The sequence below is a fragment of the Brevibacillus sp. SKDU10 genome (assembly GCF_001645205.1).
Taxonomy (GTDB): domain Bacteria; phylum Bacillota; class Bacilli; order Brevibacillales; family Brevibacillaceae; genus Brevibacillus_B; species Brevibacillus_B halotolerans.
On record NZ_LSSO01000124.1, the window covers coordinates 34,296 to 56,502 of the forward strand.

Annotated in this window: 3 protein-coding genes (1 of these 3 running past the window's edge); all 3 read right to left on the reverse strand. The window is 41.5% G+C overall.

Annotated features, from left to right (window positions below; translation table 11 throughout):
* Window positions 1-18,895 carry the 5' portion of a non-ribosomal peptide synthase/polyketide synthase gene (locus AYJ08_RS07340; protein ID WP_064017180.1) on the reverse strand. The gene continues 17,639 nt to the left of window position 1, outside the view, so 18,895 of the gene's 36,534 nt are visible here — the first part of the coding sequence; the start codon lies at window positions 18,893-18,895; the stop codon falls past the left edge of the window.
* Window positions 18,896-19,430: 535 nt separating this feature from the next.
* A complete protein-coding gene (locus AYJ08_RS07345) occupies window positions 19,431-21,221 on the reverse strand; it encodes an ABC transporter ATP-binding protein (protein ID WP_064017181.1) in 1,791 nt (596 codons plus the stop codon).
* Window positions 21,222-21,235: 14 nt separating this feature from the next.
* A partial coding sequence (locus tag AYJ08_RS07350; protein ID WP_157452835.1) for an ABC transporter ATP-binding protein occupies window positions 21,236-22,207 on the reverse strand: 972 nt, incomplete at its 5' end.

Genomic DNA, 22,207 nt, shown 5'->3' on the forward strand with positions numbered 1-22,207 from the left:
ACGTATAGATTGTCACCTGATGTTTTCTTGCAAGCCCATTCATCTGTACAGTCAGTTCTCGACTCAAATCGCAGAAACGATGGTCGAAAACCGGAAGTTCTTTTCTTGGAAGTTTCTCTTTTGGCACTGTCGTTTGTTGGTCATACCCAGCCAAATAATTGCTCCAATAGCTAGATGCTTCCTGCATGTCCTGGCGCTCTAACCATTCGATATAGGCACTATATGGCGGAACATCAGTCAATCTCGGTTCTCTATTTTGCATGATGGCAAAGTAGCATTCAAACACCTCTTGAGCAACCAGAGATAAGCACCAGCCATCCATGAGAATATGATGGGAACTCCAGATGACCCTGTATTCCTCCGTACCTGTTCGTAATACGGATATCCGCAACAGCGTATCCTGACTTAGATCAAATCCTGTTTCTTTATCCTTTTGAATAAAGTCTTTCAAATACAATTCCTGTTCAGCTTTATCCATTCCCAGTAGCTCTTCATAATGAAGAACATGGGCTCTATTTTGGAAGACAACTTGAACTGGTTGATCCTTCCAGTCGTTGTAGAAGCTTGTTCTAAAAATCTCGTGGCGTTGGAACAGCATTTGTAAGCTTTGTCCGAAAACGGTAGCATCAAAGCGTCCAAGCACATCAAATGCCGTTTGTTCAAAATAAGCTCCTGATTGCGGATCCATGAGACTATGGAACCACATTCCCTTCTGCATTGGCGTCATTTCATAAATGTTTTCAATTTCACCAATGTGTTTGGTTTTTGCTTCAATCTGTTCAAGCTCTTCTACTGTCAATCCTCTTAGTAAAACATCACTTGGCGTCAGTTCTGTACGTTCTTTCGATACGCAGTGCTCAATTACTTGACGTAGACTCTCTTGTAAAAGCTTAGTGAGCTGCTCCATCGTTTCGCGATGATACTCTTTGCCACTGTAATGGATTGTCATTGACAAGGCACCATTCGAAATCACGCCATTCATATCCATGGCATATTGCATCGTCGCATTTTCACTCATGTCTGAGCCTTTTGAATATGGAGATAGCTCAATAGCATTGTTTTGCAAGTCCTGATCAAACTGACCGAGATAATTAAAGCTAATCTCAGGTTCAGATGTGAATGCATGCTCCTCACGGCTGTCAGATAAATATCTTAGGATACCGTAGCCAATTCCCTTTTGAGGTACTTGGCGAAGACCTTCTTTAACCGTTTTTATTAATGTAGACATCTGTTTGCCAGCATTCATCTGCAGCAGGACAGGATATTGACTCGTAAACCATCCTACGGTACGTGTGATGTCGACATCTGAAAGAATAGCCTCTCTGCCGTGCCCTTCCATGTTTATCAGCACTTGTTCCATTCCTGCCCAAGAATGAAGCGCTAAGCTTAAGGCTGCCAGCAATAGGTCATTTACCTCTGTGTTATAAGCTCGGTTTGCTTGCTTTAACAACTGCTCGGTTTCCTGCTCTGTCCAATGAACAGTGACAGACTCAACATCCTTCATCAACGAAGCAACTTGTCCGTTATCTTTTGGTAATGGGGAGGCTTTTGTTTGGTCGATTTGCTGCCAGTATTTACGCTCTAGCTCGATTTGTTCACTATTGGCGTATTGGGATAACTGCTCTGCCCATGTACGGAACGAGTCTGTTTTATATGGGAAACGAATAGCTTCTCCCTTAACAGCTTGTTCATAGCCACTTGCAATATCCTCAAACAAGATTCTCCACGAAACCCCATCTACAACTAGATGATGGATCACAATCAGCAGATGATCTCCATCCTCGCATTGGAATAACCCAAGCCTTAGAAGCGGCCCTTCACTCATACTGATGCTCGCCTGCAACTGATTTGCTTTCTCTTCAATCGCTTGAGCGCAGTTGGTCACGTTTTTGAAATCAAAAACATCGAGACTATAGGCTTCCCCTTCATCTACTCCACGGTACCATGCCTGATACTCGCCTTCAGATTCGCGAATTACCATCCGTAGTGCATCATGGTGTTCCGTGATTTTATCCATTACTTTATGAAGAGCGGTTTCATCAAAGCCTTCTGCCCGGTATAGCATCATCGCTTGGTTATAGTGATCGGAGTCTGCATAGGATTGCTCAAAGAACCAGCGTTGAATCGGAGTTAACAACGCTTCCCCTATTACCTCTCCTTGATCAGCTATTGTTGTAACCGAATGAATATGCTTGCTTAGCTCTGCTATTGTTGGATAGCGGAATAAATCTTTCATCTCCAGCTTATAACCTGCCTGCAATAAGCGTGAAGAAACCTGTATAGATTTGATCGAGTCACCGCCAAGATCAAAGAAATTATCCATGATCCCGATTGCTTTTGTACCCAAAACAGCTTGCCAAATGGAAACCAGCATTCTCTCTGCCGCTGTGCGAGGTTCCACGTATTCGATTTCATTCTCTATAGTTCCATCTGGGATTGGCAACGCTTTACGATCAATTTTTCCATTCGGTGTAAGCGGTAGTTGCTCTACTTGCATGAAATACGAAGGAACCATGAAACTCGGAAGCACTTGTGACAAAGCCTCTCTTAGTTCACTTGAAGATAGTTTTTGATCTGCTACAAAATAAGCGCACAAATACTTTCTTCCTGCTTGGTCCTCTTGTGCAACGACGACATTTTCTTTTATCTTCGCGACTTTTAAACACTGTGTTTCTACTTCTCCTAATTCAATTCGGTTCCCGCGGATTTTTACCTGATGATCGATCCGACCCAGATATTCAATATTGCCATTCGGTAGCCATCTTACCAAGTCGCCTGTTCGATACATCCGCTCTCCTGCAACAAACGGATTCTCTACAAACTTCTCTGCTGTCAGCTCTGGACGGTTCAAGTAGCCTCGTCCCACACCTTTTCCAGCTATATACAGCTCACCAGGTATCCCGATAGGCTGCATCACGTTGTTTTCATGTAAAACGTACATTTTAACATTAGGCAACGGCTTACCAATCGGTATATTCATAGCAAAAAGAGAGTCAGTCTGTTCAAAGAAGCTAGAATCAATGCACGCCTCAGTTACCCCATAGCTGTTAAGAATTCGCATGTGCGAGCCAAATCGAGTTAGCAAGGTCGCAAAGGCGTCTGGTGGACATTGATCGGAACCAACAATTAGCGTTTTTAAGGTAAGAACGTCCAATTTGTTGTCATAAATATAATCCATCAGCGGTACCGCAATGGCTGGTGTTGATTCAAAAATAGTAACCTTATGCCCTCTGATTAGCTCATAGATACTCGCAGGCTCTAATCTGGAATGACTTGGGCATATAATCAATGTTCCGCCATGCAGTAATGCTCGGACATAATCTCCTGTAAATACGTCAAAGGAGAAGCTTGCCCACTGCAATACTGTTGGTCGCTCTTCACCTAATCCATAGGCTACTTTCCAAGCATGAGCCATCGCTGTCAATTGTTGCTGCTCAATCATGACACCTTTTGGCTTACCTGTTGTACCAGATGTATAAATCACATACGCTAAATGATCTGGTCCTTGAATTGGTTTTAGATTGGAATGATCGTGACTATATGCTTCTGCATCGTCTAGCATAACGATGCTGCCTGTAAAAGCTACACGCTCCCGCAAATGGGTTTGCGTTACCAGCAGTTTGGCTCCCGCATCCTCGAGCATATAGCTAATGCGTTCCTCAGGATACTCAGGGTCAATCGGTACATAGGCTGCGCCGGCTTTTAAAATCGCAAGAATACCGACTATCATTTCTAATGAACGTTCAGCCATGATCCCTACCAATTGATCAGCTCTTGCTCCAGCAGCTCTCAATGTATGGGCCAGTTGATTTGCCTTTTCATTTAACTCACGGTATGTTAGCTGACTTCCCTCATAAACAACCGCTACCTGATCTGGTGCACCTTCTACCTGTGCCTCAAATAGCTGTTGAATGGTCATTGCATGAGGATATTCCATGTCAGTATCATTAAATACTTCTAGGATTTGTGCCTTTTCTGTTTCTGTTATTAATTCCAGCTCGTTGACACGAATGTATGGATTGTCCGCAATTTGCTCCAAAATGTGTACAAAATGGCCTAGAATCTGTTGAATGCTATCCTGATCATAGACAACTGCATTGTACTCGGAGCAAATATTCATATTTTCTCCTGGGATAATAGATAGGTTGAAGTCATAGTTGGTCTGTTCCATTATCTGGATATTTGCAATCTCAAAGCCCTCATCATCGCCATTGCCCAACTGCTCAATTTGTTCTCCCATTGGATAATTTTCAAACACAATAATATGGTTGATCAAATCTTGCTTTTGTGCAGATAATCGTTGGATGTCGTATAGCGGGTAAGTATCAAATGCTTGAGATGCCAGAGCTTGCTCCTGTCCACGAATCATTACATCCGCAAATGGTTCTTCCTTTGTGCAACGAATACGAACAGGAATTGTGTTGATAAATAGACCAATAATGTTTTCAATTCCAGGAATTTCGGTTGGTCTTCCAGAGACAACACTTCCGAAAACAACATCTTGGCTATCATTATATTTTTGCAAGGTAACTCCCCATGCTGCTTGTACCAGCGTATTAATTGTTACTTGTGTTTGTTTTGCTATCTGGTGCAAACGCTCGGTTAGCTCCTTGCCAAGCTGACGAGTGAACTTCGATGCGGAATAGCCCTCAGGTTTGTTTGACATCTTTCCTTTTGGCAGTAAGGTTTGCTGGTCATAACCAGACAGATACTCACTCCAGTAATCTGATGCCTTAGCCTCATCCTGATTTTCCAGCCACTCCATATAGTTACTATAAGGTGTTACATCACCAAGCTCAGGTTGCTTATTTCCTCGAATGGCAAAATAGCTGCCAAACACTTCTTTTGTCATAAGAGATAAGCACCAGCCATCCATCACGATATGATGGAAGCTCCAGATCAAGTGATATGCTTTGTCATCTATGCGTAAGATTGATACCCGAATGAGTGAATCTTGGGCCAAATCAAAACCTTTTGCTTTATCTTCAACAGCGAAATTAGCAAGATATGCATCACGCGTTGCCTTATCCATTTGACGCAAATCTTCATAATAAAACTCACTGCGTTTGTTTCGATAAGCCACTTGTACGGGTAAGTCTTTTAAGCCATTGTAGAAATTTGTTCTTAATGCAACATGCCTTTGCGTCAAGATTTCTAAACTTTTTCCAAAAGCAATGACATCAAAGCTTCCTTTTAAATCAAATGTCGTTTGTTCAAAGTAAGCTCCAGACGATGGATTCATTAAACTGTGGAAATACATGCCCTTTTGCATCGGTGTCAACGGATAGACGTTTTCAATCTCACCAAGGTGCTGTGTATTCTCCACTAATCGTTCCAGTTCTTCAATCGTCAGGCCTTTTAATAAAATATCACTTGGAGTCAATTCTGCACGTTCCTTAGCTACGCAGTGTCTAATGACCTCTTGTAAGCTAGAACGTAACAGCTCAGCAATATGCATAATCGTTTCGTGCTGATATTCCTTGCCGTTAAAGCCAATCGTAAGTTCTAATACACCTTTGGTAATCAAACCATTCATATCCAGAGTGTATCTGCGTTCCTTTTCCTGGCTGACAGCTTCTCCACTTGAATAAGGCGAAAATTGCATTTCATTGCGCTGTAAATCCTGATCAAATTGTCCCAAATAGTTAAATGTGATCTCAGGCTCCGCCATGAATGTCATACCGTCTTTAGGATCAGATAGATATCTTAGAATGCCGTAGCCAATACCTTTTTGCGGAATTTGACGCAGTCCCTCTTTAATAGTCTTAATCCGCTGACCGATATGTTTGTTCGCACTGGTTTCCAAAACAACTGGGAACTGACTAGTAAACCAGCCAACTGTACGTGAAATATCAATATCTGGAACGATAGATTCCCGACCATGGCCTTCTAAATTCACCAATACTTGTTCCGTACCTGTCCACGCATGAATAGCCATTCCAAGCGCTGTTAATAACAGATCATTAACTTCTGTATTGTAGGCACGATTTGCCTGTTTTAGGAGTTGTTCTGTTTCTTGCTCTGTCCAGCGTATGGTAACGATTTCTCCATCTCGTACATATGACTTCTCCAGAACCTGATCTTTCGGTATCGGTATCGTCTTACTTTGTTCAATTTGATTCCAATAAGCTCGCTCTGCTTCCATCGTCGGACTGTTGGCATAAAGAGACAACTGTTCAGCCCAAGTTTGGAAGGAATCGGTTTTTTGAGGGAGACGAATCTCTTGTCCATTCAATGCTTGTTCGTAACCTGATGCAATGTCCTCAAATAGAATTCGCCATGAGACACCATCAACGGCCAAGTGGTGAATTACGATCAGCAAATGATCGCCATCTGAACATTTGAAAAGTCCAAGCTTCATTAGTGGACCTTCTGTTATGTTGATGCTGCTTTGAATCTCATTTGCTTTCGCCTCAATTACCTGGGTCACTTCACGTTCGTTTCTCAAATCAATTATTTCAAGACTGTATAGCTCTCCTTCATCTATCCCGCGATTCCAAGCCTCATAACCAGCTTCGGTCTCTTTGAACACCATTCGCAAAGCATCGTGATGCTCTACAATCTTTTGTATTACTTGACGCAGTACCACTTCATCGAATCCTTGCTTTTGATACAGGGTGACTGCTTGGTTGAAATGGTGCGGCTCAGCCGATTTTTGTTCAAAAAGCCAGTGATGAATTGGCGTTAGCTTGATTGCCCCAACTACTTCCCTTTGGTCTGCGATTTTGCTAACCGCTTGAAGATGCGGACTTAATTGGGCTACAGTTGGATATTTGAACAAATCTTTAATCTCAAGCTTATAGCCTGCTTGCAGCAATCTGGAAGATACCTGAATAGCTTTGATCGAATCTCCCCCAAGATCTAGGAAATTCTCTAAAATACCAATCTGTTGACTTCCCAAGACTGCCTGCCAAATCGAAACCAATGTTTGTTCAACCGGTGTACGCGGCTCTACATACTCAACTCCTGTTTGCACGCCACCCTCTGGTGCAGGCAGTGCCTTGCGATCAATCTTTCCGTTTGTAGTAAGAGGCATTTGTTCTAGTTGTATAAAGAAAGCCGGAATCATAAAGCTAGGTAATTCCTGAGCCAGTACGTTTCGAATCTCACCCACAGTTAACTGCTTATCTGCTACGAAATAGGCGCATAGGTGCTTCTGTCCCTCTTGCTCTTCACGTGCAACCACAATAGCCTCTTGCACAGATTCGATTCGTAACAGATGCGCTTCCACCTCGCCAAGCTCGATCCGATACCCACGAATTTTCACCTGATGGTCGATACGCCCTAAATATTCAATATTTCCATCTGGTAACCATCTCGCCAAGTCCCCAGTCTTATACATCTTCTCTTCTGGAGTAAATGGATTGTCCACGAACTTCTCTGTTGAAAGCTGTGGAAGATGCAAATAACCTCTAGCCAATCCTGTACCTGCAATGCACAGTTCTCCAGCTACGCCTACTGGCTGAAGCTGATTGTGCTGATCTAGGATATACACCTGTTTGTTTGCAATTGGTCGGCCAATTGATAGCTCCTGTTCTGGCTGCGTTATGGATAGCGATGTAGTAACTACACTGCTTTCAGTAGGACCATATTCGTTGCAAATTTCAATGCTTGGATTCAATTCCGCCACTTTTTTTACAAGGGAGGCAACAATCTTCTCTCCACCAACTACAATGTTTTTTACTGACTGTAAATCTTGAGGATTCATTGTTTCGACAATTGCCCATAAAAAGCTAGGCGAGCTCTGGAAATGTGTCATATGGTGTTGAGTAATTGCTTTTTTGATCGCTTCCGGGTCCTTACTTTCTTCGTCACGCAATACATATACGGTTGAACCGGATGCCAGCGGTCCAAATAAATGGGTAAGGAATGGATCGAATACAAATGGAGTTACCATTAGCACACGATCTTCTGGTGAAAACTGATAAGCGTTCGCCTTCCAAAGTATTGTGTTGACAATGCTTGCATGCTCTACCATAACACCCTTAGGCTTACCTGTTGTTCCAGACGTATAGATAACATAAGCCAAATCTTGTGGTCCATGTATCGCTTTAAGATTAGAAGCTAGTGTCTGGTAGGATGTTTCCTCGTCTAACAATAGGATTTTACCTGTAAATGATACTCTCTCCTGTAGATGACCCTGTGTCAGGAGTAAGGCGGCTTTCGCATCCTCAAGCATGTAGCTGATGCGCTCCTCAGGATACTCAGGATCAATTGGGACATAGGCCCCGCCAGCTTTTAAGATGCCTAACACACCGACAATCATTTCTAGCGAGCGTTCAGCCATGATACCAACTAATTGATTGGCTTTTATCCCCTGCTTACGCAATGTTCTTGCTAATTGATTAGCTCGTGCATTTAGTTCACGATAGGTAAGCTTCTCATGCTCGCAAACAATCGCTATTTGGTCTGGTGTACGTTTTGCCTGACGTTCAAACAATTGATGAAGCATGATGTCCTGCGGATAAATCTCTTTCGTATCATTGAACACTGTTAAAATTTGTTCTTTTTCTGCCGCAGTAACCAGTTCTAATTCGTTCACACGCAATTGTGGGTTAGACGTAATTTGCTCTACGATATGGACAAAATGGCCCTGGATTTGTTCAATGCTGGTTTGATCATATACCAAGGTATTATAGCCGTAGCAAATCCCCAGCTCTTCCCCAGGCATGATGATCAGGTTAAGGTCATAGTTCGTCTGTTCCACTGTCTCAATATTTCCAATTGCAAATTTGGATTGTCCAGTGCTTCCCAATTGCTCAATCTGCTGTTCCATTGGATAATTCTCAAACACCATAATGTGATTGATTAAATCCTGTTTTTGTTCTGTGAGCGCCTGTATATCATAGAGTGGATAGGTATCATACACATTCGATGCCAATGCTTGCTCCTGAATTCTTCTCATTACCTGTGCAGCCGTTTCCTCTGCTTCACAACGAATACGGACCGGGATTGTATTAATAAACAGACCAAGAATGTTTTCGACCCCAGGAATGTCAGCCGGTCTTCCAGAAACCACACTGCCAAAGACGGCATCACGGTGATTATTGTATTTCTGGAGCATAATTCCCCATGCAGTCTGCATCAGCGTATTGATTGTTACTTGATTCTGCTTAGCTGCTTGATCCAATCTCTTCGTAAGTTCTTTACTAAATGTGAAGTGTAATTTGGTTGCCGCATAAGCTTTGTCTTCCTTACCCTGCTTTCTATCATGAATCAGTAGGGTTTGTTGTTCATAGCCAGCTAAATACTCGCTCCAGTAACTGGCTGCACTCTCCTGATCTTGGCGTCCCAGCCATTCAATATAATGGCTATACGGTGTTAGGGCAGCATATTCAGGTTGTCTATTTTCCCGAATTGCGTTGTATCCACCAAATACTTCCTTGACCATGATAGATACGCACCAGCCGTCCATCACTATATGGTGGAAACTCCAAATAAGACGGTACTTTTCATCCTCCATACGAAGAACGGATACACGAATCAAGGAATCCTTAGCTAAATCAAATCCTTTTGCCTTGTCTTCTCTCTTATAATTGGCAATATAGGAATTACGGGTTGCCGCATCCATTTCGCGTAGGTCTTCGTAATAAAGTTCACCATTTTTATGACGATACACCACTTGTATAGGCTGATCTTTAAAGCCATTGTAAAAATTTGTTCGCAGTGCCTCATGCCGTTGTACCCATGCATCTAAGCTTTTAGCAAACGCGGTGAGATCAAAGCTTCCTGTCAAATCAAAGGATGTTTGCTCAAAGTATGCACCTGAATGAGGATTCATCAAGCTGTGGAAATACATACCCTTCTGCATCGGTGTTAATTCATATACGTTCTCGATTTCACCTGTTTCTCTCATTAGTTCCACTAACTGATCAAGCTCTTCAATGCTTAGACCAGCTAATAAAACATCACTTGGAGTAAGCTCTGTGCTTTCTCTCGCCACGCAATGTGTAATCACATTCTGTAGGGAAGACTGCAAGAGCTTAGCTACTTCTTCCATTGTTTCTTTCTTGTATTCTTTCTTACTGTATCTGATGGTCATCTCCAAGCGTCCATTAGAAATCATGCCGTTTATATTTAACGCGGTTTTCATTTCCAGCTGTTCACTTACAACATCTCCAACAGAATACGGTGATAATTGCATCTCATTATTTTGATAGTCCTGATCAAACTGCCCCAGGTAATTAAAGCTAATCTCGGGCTCTAGCTTGAATATTGGTTTACCTTGCAGTGCTGATAAATACCTTAAGATGCCATATCCAATTCCTTTGTTAGGAATCTGACGCAAGCCTTCCTTTACCGCTTTAATTTGATGAGACAGATTCTTTTCCGCTTGTACCTCTACCACTACTGGATACTGACTTGTAAACCACCCTACGGTACGAGTGATATCAATATCCTCAACGATGTCCTCTCTACCATGCCCTTCAAGATTTACGAAGATTTGCTCCATACCTGTCCATGCATGGATTGTCATACCAAGTGCAGTGAGCAGCAGATCATTTACTTCTGTTCCATAGGCGCGATTTGCTTGCTTTAGCAATTGTTCCGTTTCCTGTTCAGTCCATTGAACGGTAATCACTTCACTATCGCGTACCAGCTTCTTGACTTGTACATAATCCTTAGGAAGTAATTGCATCTCCATTTGCTCTAGTCGCTGCCAATACTTTTGTTCGTTCTCCATAGCCGCACTATTCGCATAAAGTGATAACTGTTCGGCCCATGTTTGGAATGAATCTGTTTTTTGCGGTAATTGAATGGCTGCCTCATTCATTGCTTGTTCATAGCCTGTAGCAAGATCTTCAAATAAAATACGCCATGAAATTCCGTCTACTACCAAGTGATGAATAACCATTAATAAATGGTCTCCATCTGAGCAATGGAACAAACCAAGTTTCAGAAGCGGACCCTCATCTATATTGATACTACTTTGAATTTCGTTTGCTTTCTTTTCAATCGCCTTGGAGCAATCCGGGTTTCCTTTGAGATCAATCACTTCTAGGGTATATAAATCCCCTTCATCCACTCCACGGTTTCGTGCTTCGAATCCACTATCCGTCTCTTTAAATACCATTCGTAAGGCATCATGATGAGAGACCAGCTTTTGCATCACCTCGCGAAGCGCAGACTCTGTAAAGCCTTGCTTACGGTATAACATGTAGGCTTGGTTGAAATGATGCGGTTCAACTGGCATCTGCTCAAAGAACCACCGCTGTATTGGTGTAAGTTCTACTTGACCTACTACTTCCCCTTGATCCGCCATTTTGCTAATCAGTTGGAGACGAGGACTTAACATCTCTACAGTTGGATATTTAAACAAATCCTTCATTTCCAGCTTATATCCGGATTGAAGTAGGCGAGAAGAAACCTGGATTGCTTTGATAGAGTCTCCACCCAGATCAAAGAAATTATCCAAGATGCCGACTTGCTGACTGCCTAAGATCGTTTTCCAAATCGATGCCAACAGTTGTTCGACTTCATTGCGTGGGGCTATATACTCAACCCCAGTGTCTACGTTTCCTTCCGGTGCAGGTAGCGCTTTGCGATCAATTTTTCCATTTGAGGTAAGTGGCATTTGCTCTAATTGCACAAAGTAGCTCGGTATCATATACGTAGGTAATTCATGAGATAATTCGCTTCTAAGCTTGGCCATACTCAGCACGCTTTCAGCAACAAAATAGGCACATAAATGCTTTTGCCCTGCCTCGTCATCTCTTGCGATGACAATAGCTTCTTGAACCGTATCTACCTTCAGTAGCTGCGCTTCAACCTCACCCAGCTCAATACGGTACCCACGGATTTTTACCTGATGATCAATTCGACCCAAATATTCAATGGTACCATCTGACATCCATCTAGCCAGATCGCCCGTTTTGTACATTCGTTCCCCTGCGCTAAAACGGCTGTTCACAAATTTTTCTTCAGTAAGCTCTGGTCGATTCAGATAACCCCGCGCTAGCCCGACGCCAGCTATGCATAGTTCGCCTGCAACACCGATAGGTAGCAAATGACCTTCTGCATCAACAATGTAGATGCGATGGTTCTTAAGAGGTCGACCGATAGGCACAATCTTTTCTGACATTGACTCGCGATCATAAGACCATACGGAGGAGCAAATCGTATCCTCAGTCGGACCGTAGGCATTGAAATACGACACGTGATCTTTCCATTTCTGCACTAATTCAACAGAAGAAGCAGACCCAGCAGTGATCAGTGTCTTTAAACTAGGCATATTGCTTGGCTCCAGATATATTGCATAAGTAGGAGGCAATGCCGCGACAGTAATTTGATTGGTAGTAATATAGTCCTCGAACAAACGATAATTCATAATGACGGAGGTAGAAGGTATATATAGGGTTCCGCCACAAATAAATGCTTTGAAAAATTCTGCGCACGCTGCATCAAAAGACATGCTGGCAAACTGCACGATTCGATCATCCGCGCTAAGTCCCAAATGGTATTCAAAATACGTTTTTAAATTGCACAGCCCATGATGCTCTACCATAACACCCTTTGGTTTACCGGTAGTTCCAGATGTGTAAATGACATACGCCAAATCATTTGGTCCAGTAATTGATTCAACATTGGTATCGTCTGCGCTGTACACTCTCTCATCATCTAGCGTTAGGAATGTTCCATTGAAGGTAATTTGCTGCTGTAAATGGCTCTGGGTGAGCAACAGCTTAGCCCCGGAATCCTCCAGCATATAACGAATCCGCTCTTCTGGATATTCTGGATCAATAGGAACGTAGGCGCCTCCAGCTTTTAATATCCCAAAGATACCTATTATCATTTCTAACGAACGTTCTACCATGATACCGACTAGTTCGTTTTTCTGAACTCCCTCTGCTCGCAGGGTTCGTGCCAGTTGATTTGCTTTCGCATTCAATTCACGATAAGTTAATGGTTTTTCTTCATAAACAACTGCCACTTTATCAGGGTTTTTCGCTACGTGTTCTTCAAATAACTGGTAAACCGTCTGCTCACTCGGATAGTCAGCCTGCGTATCATTGAACACATTGAGAATTTGCTCCTTCTCAATAGGTGTTACAGCTTCCAATTCATTTATACGGGCATCTGGATTTTCAATAATCTGCTCCAGCATATGAACAAACTGCATCGCAATTCGCTTAATGCCAGCTTCATCAAATACATGTGCATTATAATCCAGCAAAAGCTTCATCTCTTCGCCCGGCATGACAGCTATGTTGAAATCATAGTTTGTTTGTTCTGTTACTTTTACATCTGCAATCGTGAAGTTGGCTTGTTTTCCAATCCCCAACTGCTCCATCTCATGATCGATCGGATAGTTTTCGAATATCATAATATGGTTAATTAAATCTTGTTTTTGTTCCGTCAGCCCTTGAATTTCATAGAGCGGATGCGTATCGTACGCATGCGATTGCAGAGCTTGTCCTTGTACCTTTCGCAATACTTCACGTAACGTATCTGTTCCCTCGCAACGAATCCGCACCGGAATGGTGTTAATAAATAAACCAATTACACCTTCAATTCCTGATATATCAGCTGTTCTTCCTGAAACGACACTGCCAAAAACAACATCGTGATTACCATTGTATTTCTGCAATAAAAGCCCCCATGCAGTCTGCATGAACGTATTAATTGTTACCTGATGCTGTTTAGCTACTTGATTCATTCGCTCTACAAGCGTCTTATCAAGAACGTTGATCACTTTCTTAGCAGAATAGCCTTCTTTATTTGGTTGTTTTTCTTTGGGCAAGATGGTTTGACCCTCGTATCCTGCCAAATACTCACTCCAGTATTTCGTTTTCTCTTCCTCATTTTGATGCTCTAACCAATCGATGTACTGGCTATATGGCGTTACAGCTTCCCATTTAGGTTGTCTATTTTGTAGACTAGCAAAATAGCCTTCGAACACCTCTTTGGTCATAATTGGCAGGCACCAGCCATCCATCACGATATGATGGAAACTCCAAACAAAATGGTAGGTATCTTCTGTCAAACGTAAAATTGATACCCGCATCAAAGAATCTTCTGCTAAATCAAACCCTCTGCTTTTATCCTTTTTGGTAAAGCTACTCAGATAATCCTCATATACAGCTTCGTTCATTTCTCGCAAATCTTCATAATATAGCTCACTATTTTTCTGGCGGAATACAACCTGAATAGGGTCATCTTTTAAACCATTATAAAAATTGGTTCTTAACGTCGCATGTCTTTGGGTGAAGGTATCTAGACTCTTCCCAAAAGTGATGACATCAAAGCTGCCCTTTATAGTAAACGTTAATTGCTCAAAATACGCCCCTGAATATGAATCCATCAGGTTGTGGAAGTACATCCCCTTCTGCATTGGTGTTAAATAATAAACATTCTCAATTTCACCAATATGCGCTGTCTGTTCTACTAATCGCTCAAGCTCTTCAACTGTCAAGTCTTTTAATAATAGGTCACTTGGTGTTAATTCTACCTGTTCTTTTGTCACGCAATGCGCAATGACCTGTTGTAGGCTGTCTTGTAAGTATTTTGCTAGCTGCTGCATAGTTTCGGTATGATATTCTTTACTGCTGTAACTAATCGTAAGCCTCAACGATCCATTGGTGATAATTGCATTCAAGTCAAGAGTATATTTTCTCTTCGCCTGCGGACTCACAAATGCTCCACTTGAATAATGGGAAAGCTGAAGATCATTATGCTGTAAGTCCTGATCAAATTGCCCCAAGTAGTTAAAACTGATTTCAGGATCCAATTTGCTTATGTCCTGCTTCTCGGATTTATCCAAGTATCGTAAAATACCGTATCCTAAACCCTTATGCGGAATTTGACGCAGCATTTCTTTGACCTGCTTAATCCGGCGAGAGATTTCCTGATCCGCATCCATTTGGAGCATGACAGGGTACAAGCTTGTAAACCAGCCCACCGTCCGAGTGACATCGATATCTTGATGAATCGATTCGCGACCATGACCCTCTACATTCACCAAAAATTGATTTTTGCCCGTCCAATCGTGTAAAGCCATTCCTAACGCAGTAAGCAATAAGTCGTTAACTTCCGTGTTGTAAGCGCGATTTGATTGTTTCAATAATTGTTCTGTTTCTTGCTCAGTCCATTGAATTTCTACAATTTCAGTATCCGCAATGACTGACTGTTCTTGAATAAGGTCCTTTGGCAAATCTATATTTGTAACTTGTTCGATTTGCTTCCAGTAGGCTTTTTCACGCTGCAATTCATCACTATTAGCATAATCAGAGAGTTGCTCTGCCCACTTTTGGAACGAATCTGTCTTTTGCGGGAAGCTGATGGTTTCCCCTCGAAGTGCTTGTTCATAACCGCTCGCGATATCTTCGAATAAAATTCGCCACGAAACTCCATCAACCGCCAAATGGTGAATAGCAATCAGCAGATGATCTCCTTCTTGACACTGGAACAGTCCAATTTTCAGAAATGGACCTTCAGTCAGAGAAATACTGCCTTGAATTTCATTTACTTTAGTCTCAATGATTCGGGCGCAGTCTGTTTCACTTCTCAAATCTATTACTTCAAGACTATACAGCTCGCCCTCCTCTACTCCTCGATGCCACGTTTGATAACCATTTTCTGTTTCACGAACAACCATTCGTAACGCGTCATGATGAATGGCGATCTTTTCCATGACCATACGAAGCAGTGTTTCATCAAACCCTCTTTCCATGAAAAGCATGAAAGCTTGGTTATAATGGTGTTGTTCAACCAGTTTTTGCTCAAAGAACCAGTGCTGAATCGGGGTCAATAAGGTATCCCCTACTACCTCACTCTGATCAGCAACCTTCGTAACCAGCTGAATATGTTGACTTAATTGTGCAATGGTTGGATAGGCGAACAAATCTTTCATTTCCAGCTTATAGCCTGCCTGAAGCATCCTGGAAGAGATCTGAATAGACTTGATCGAGTCTCCTCCCAGGTCAAAGAAATTATCTAATACACTAATTTTCTTAGCTCCTAGAACAGCCTGCCAAATGGATACCAATGTCTGTTCCATAGCAGTACGAGGTGCTACATACTCTACACCCGTTTGAATACTTCCCTCTGGTGCTGGTAGCTTTTTACGATCAATCTTGCCGTTTGGTGATAGAGGCATTTTATCCAATTGTACAAAATAGGATGGAACCATATAGGTTGGCAGCTCTTGTGAAAGCTCAGCTCTTAGTTCACTTACAGTCAACTGCTCGTTGGCCACGTAATAGGCGCACATGTACTTCTGGCCGTTTGCATCTTCTCTTGCAACTACCACTGCTTCTTGAATCGCTTCCATTTTCGATAGCTGTACTTCGACTTCCCCAAGCTCAATACGGTAACCGCGAATTTTAACTTGATCATCAATCCGGCCTACATATTCCATATTTCCATCTGACAACCATTTTGCAAGGTCCCCAGTTCGGTACATTCTTTCTCCAGGCCTAAAGGGATTTTCTATAAATTTTTCCGCGGTCAATTCAGGGCGATTTAAATAGCCTCTAGCAACCCCATCTCCGGCAATGTACATTTCTCCAATAAAACCAACTGGCACTGGCTGCAAGGCTGCATCTAATAAATAGACTCTAACATTATCAGCTGGTACACCAATTGGTACAGAATCCTGAGTGGTATGATTCGGATCAAATGTATAAAGCATGCAGCCTACTACTGTCTCAGTAGGCCCATATTCATTCATAATTTGGACATTCCCACCAAAATTACGATGGATTTTGCTAGCTAGCTGTATATGCAGGTTCTCTCCACCCACGATAAATCTTCTAATACTACTAGTCGTGCCATCAAATTCTTCGATTATCTTTAGATGGGTAGGTGTTAGTTTAATAATTCCAACTTTATTATCTGCAAGGATGTCTTGAATGACTTGTACCTTATCTTCTCCTCTATAAATATAGATCGTATTACCAGAAATGAGAGGAGTGTATATAGATGTAACGGTCAAATCAAACGAAATGGACGAATAAAGCGGGAAATGAATGGTCTCGTCTTGTACATACACTTTTTTAGCCCACCAAATATAATTAACAAGCCCCTGATGAGTGATCATAGCTCCCTTCGGATTTCCAGTCGAGCCTGAGGTATAAATGATATACGCTAAGTCATCCATGCTGTTTACATGTTCAAGATTAGCCCTGCTTCCCTGATACAACTCTTGATTATCTAGGAATAAAGTTTCTATGTTATGATCCAATTTGTCTACATACTTTTGCTGCGTTAGCAAAAGAGTGCTTTGACTATCCTCTAGCAAATACTGAATTCGATCTTCTGGATAATCAGGATCAATTGGTAGATAGGTAGCTCCTGATTTTAAAATACCAAGGATTGCTACGACCAATTCCCGGGAATGCTCTGCCATAATCGAAACAACACTATCAGTAGTAACGCCTTTCTCTCTTAAAAAATGTGCTAATTGATTGGAGGTTTCGTTTAATTCCTGATAAGAGAGTTGTTCTCCTTCAAATATAACAGCCACTTGATCCGGTGTACGGGCCACTTGTTCTTCAAACAACTGATGAATCAGTTTATTACGTGGATAATCCGCTTGGGTGTTATTAAATACTGATAAAATATTATTCTTCTCTTCTTCCCGAAGCAGGGATATATCTGCAATTTTTGAAGTAGGACGATGAATGATTGTTTCAACAATGATAAAGAACTGTTGAACTAGTTGTTCCATCTCTTCATCTGTAAACAACTGTGCTCGATAGTTTAGTTGAAGATTAATCTTTTCATTATCTAATTCGATTACGTTCATTTCAAAGTCATTGATAACGTCCCCACAAAAATTCTCAACAACTTCGACTTTCACATTTTCATACTGCAGGTAATCCATCGCCCGGTACTGTACAGATACGCCAAAGAGACGTTGAAGATCCTTATACTGATGCGTTTCCCGCAAGTCTTGCATCATTTGATTATATGGGAACCTTTGATGGCGTAGGATCGAAATCTGCTCTTTAGATACGGCCTGTAGAAGCGCTAGTAGGTCCATGTCAGGATCTACAAATACTCGTGTTGGCACTGTACTAACGAACATTCCTACCATTTCTTTTTCCTTTTTGGTTGTTCTATTTGCATAGAATGTACCAATAGAAACATCATTCTGCGCTGTCTTTTTATGCATGTAGATGTACAACGCAGTCACAAAGACTGTGAGCATACTGTTATTTGTTTGTTTGCAAAAATCGGACAAACTGTGATACAAACTATCTTCAAGGATTATATCTTTTCGTTTACCAGCAGTGCTCAGGGTAACCGGATTATAGGATTTAAACCCAATCACTTCAGGTAAAGTGCTGAATTTATCAACCCAATACGTTTTATCCTTTTGATAACGGTCTGATTTCTCATAGTCCTGCTCCGTTTGTATAAAGTCGAAGTAAGCATGATTTGCAGCTATTTCTAAAGGCTCACCGTTTGCAATCTGAGAATAGCATTTGTTCACTTGATTCATGAACATTTTTGCAGAGATTCCGTCGCAAACAATATGATGAATTTTGAGGTTATACCAGTATTCTTGATCACTAATCTTGCAGATGGTGAATTTATACAACTCCGAATGGAAAAGTTCAAAAGGTGTACGATTATGTTCATCCAGCCACTTCAATGCTTGAGCTTCCCCGTCAACACCAGAAAAATCTAAACATTCAAACTCTTCATCACTATGCTCCTCCACATATTGCTGAGGAAATCCATTTTGAGAAGTTAATTTAATCCGGAGGGAATCATGCAGCCCAATAATCATATTTAGAGCTTGTTGCAGGGCACTTAGGTTAATATTGCCTTTCAGCTTAACGATCGATGAAATCAACGACACACCCGTATTTGGATAAAGCAATTCAGAGTACCAAATCCTTTGTTGAGGCTGAGTCAACGAAAATAATTGAATCAAATCCTTATTCATATTGCTGCACCTCTTGTTAGACATTATAGTTTCTTATAAAAAATACTATGATTGCTTACTATGTAGATGCTATCGACATGCTGCAGGGTTTGACTGTATGTTAGCAAAAATTAACGTAATCTCTATTACGGAAGTTATGTCTAGGGATGTAGGAAAGGCTTGAGGAAAAAATCGTAAGTTATGAAGAGGAATCATCAAGATGTGAAAGGTTTTTTGTTTATTGATAAAGTTAATACATATGCACCATCACCTCTTTGTTCAAGGATAATTGAAACGGTAGTATGCTACCATAATTGGGCTCCTCTCTTTATGTATAACATATTTTTTGAGCGAAAATCTTGAAGCTATTGTATAGCCATAAATCGCATATTTCATAAAAATATATTTTAAGAACAAATAAACACTTGAAACTTATTATAACATATCAGTATTATTCTTCCATCTGTTTTTTTGTAAATTTTATGAACTTCAATTTATATCTCTATGAATCCCCAGATGAAAAAATATAGCAAATCATAAACATGCTCGCACTGTATTAGTGGATCATGATAGCTTCGTTAGAATTGTTTTCCTCTGCAAATAAACGTTGGTACGGGCCTTCTTTCGCTTTTATTTCATTAGGTGATCCATGATCCACAATAGCCCCCTGTTCCATCACAAAAATGACATCTGCCATTTCTGCTGTTTGTCTCTGATGTGTTACGATCATCACCGTACGTTGACCTTTTAATGCACGAATCGCTTCCCGCACACATGTTTCTGAATGTGAATCTAGAGCAGACGTAGGCTCATCAAATAAAACAATGGGAGCTTTCGATAGTAAAGCGCGGGCAATGGCAATTCGCTGGCGTTGTCCTCCTGATAAACGTGCCATGTCCTCTCCAATTCGTGTTTTGTATCCATCAGGTAGCTCCAGTATAAACTCGTGCGCAAATGCCGCCTTAGCTGCTTCAACAAGCTCCTCCATTTTTGCATCTGGTCTCCCGAATCTAATATTTTCTTCAATCGTACCTTCAAATAAGTGCGGGTCCTGAGGAACGTAGGCTATCAATTCCCTCACCTGTGCAAGCGTGTGAGCTTTTGCATTTTTAGCAAAGTAATAAATATCTCCTTCCGCAGGGGGATAAAATCCTAAAAGCGCTTTTATTAACGTGCTTTTACCAGAACCACTTGTTCCGACAACCGCAGTTAGTTCACCGACCCCAACTGTAAGAGAAACATGATTTAATACCTGATTCATGCCGCGTTGTAGGACAACATCCTGTAACGAGAATGCCTCGGTAGATGAGCAACTTTTGACATGATCGGACTGTTTTTCAGATTCTTCACGAGAGATGACCAGATCAATTTGTTCAACAGGGTGATTCAACAGACCATACACTCTAGCTGAGCCCGATAAGGAATGTTGCAGGGAAGCAATAATTCTGCCAAACTCTAGGAAAATAAACACCATAGTCGTCTGTAACTGCACTAGTTGTCCTAAGACACCTAATTCATTTTTGGTATAGATAAACATGCCAACAACTAACATACCGCCGAACATCACAAAACTAAACAAAAAATTGATAGCATCTAATAGTCCTGTCTTAAAACCCTGGCTATTTGCGGTTTGTGTTAGCTCCTTATTTGTATCAGCCAGATCCTCTCTAACCTTTTTCCCGGCAGAAAAGGTTTTAATAATAGGCAATCCTTCTATAAACCCGGCTATCTTTGCTGTTATTTCTCCCAATTTAGCTTGAAGTCGGTCATTTGTCTCCCTCAACGGCTGTACAAACCTAATATTTACAAACGTGATGCCAATTCCTAGCACGATAAATATGAGAGAGAATCTCCAATCCATGATCAGCATTGTGGTAGTTACCATCACCAAAGTCATCACATTTTGCAAAATATTGCGCATACTTTCTCCATATGCTTCTTCCATGTTGTGTGCATCGTTTATGATACGAGACACCATTTCACCAGGATGATTAGCTTCAAAATAAGAAACGGGCAGCTTGGTAAGATGTTCGTACAGCGTTACTCTAATATCGGCCATCGTCTTTTTTATGATTCGTTGTAAACTATAGTGAATAAAAGGAACTGCTGCGCTAAAAAAAAGAAAGGTTAGACTTATCAGGATGGAGGATCGAACCAATGACTCTAAGCTGCCATTTACTGATGCCGTAATTAGTTCGTTGAGCGCAAAGCTGATCGCTACTGGTAATGCCCCCATGATGGTGCAGTCGGCCAGTAAAGCGAATAGATAAGCTCGCCGTCGTGATTTTAGAAATATCAGCATATCCTTCCATTCTAAATAGGCCTTTTGAATTCCGTGTAATCCCATTGTATTCCTCCTATTTACTTCACTGAAAGGCTAGGCTGTATGAGATAGTGATCCTGAACCTGTGGATCGTAGAGCTTTCGATACAATCCGTTTGCCTTCATTAATTCTCGATGGGTTCCCCGTTCTACAATATTTCCACGATCCAACACCCAAATTTCATCACAATGTCGAATGGAAGAAAAACGATGTGCCACCATCACAACGGTCTTATTTTCTAAAAGCTTTTTAAGTCCTTCTTGGAACAAAAGCTCTGACTGAGCATCCAAAGCCGAAGTAGGCTCGTCCATGATAATAAAGGGCGCATTCTTTATAAAGGCGCGTGCAATGGCTATCCGTTGTTTTTGACCACCAGATAATTGGAAACCTCCCTCACCCACAACAGTTTGATAACCCTGAGACAATCCCGAAATAAATTCATGTGCATTCGCTAGTTTAGCTGCTTCTACAATTTCTCCAAGGGTTGCATCTTCTTTTCCAAAGGCAATATTCTCCGCAATCGTCTTAGAAAACAAAAAGACATCCTGTGGGACATACGCAATAAAGGATCGTAGCGAAGCGACATCCCAATTTTGTGAATAAGAATGATCGCCTTTGACCCGGAAATGTCCCGTATTTGGAACATAAAGGCCGCAAAGCAGTTTCACAATCGTTGATTTTCCGCCTCCGCTTGGTCCAACAATCGCGATATGCCTGCCCGTTTTTAGCTCAAAATCTAAATTATGTAACACGGGAGGTTTTTGTTCATCATATGTAAAGGAGATTTGGTTGAATTGTAAACAAAAATCTTTCGCTAAATAATCCTTAGGTATCTCTGCGGGAATGATTTCCTCTTCAGGTAAAGACAGAATCTCCCCCGTACGTCTATACGATCCTAGTGCTTGTTGAAATTGAATGATTAATTCGGGAAGAACTGAAACAGGCTGTATAATATGTCCCAAGAAATAAATAAAGGCAATTAACTCCGCTGGTTTCAATTCCTGGTGGGC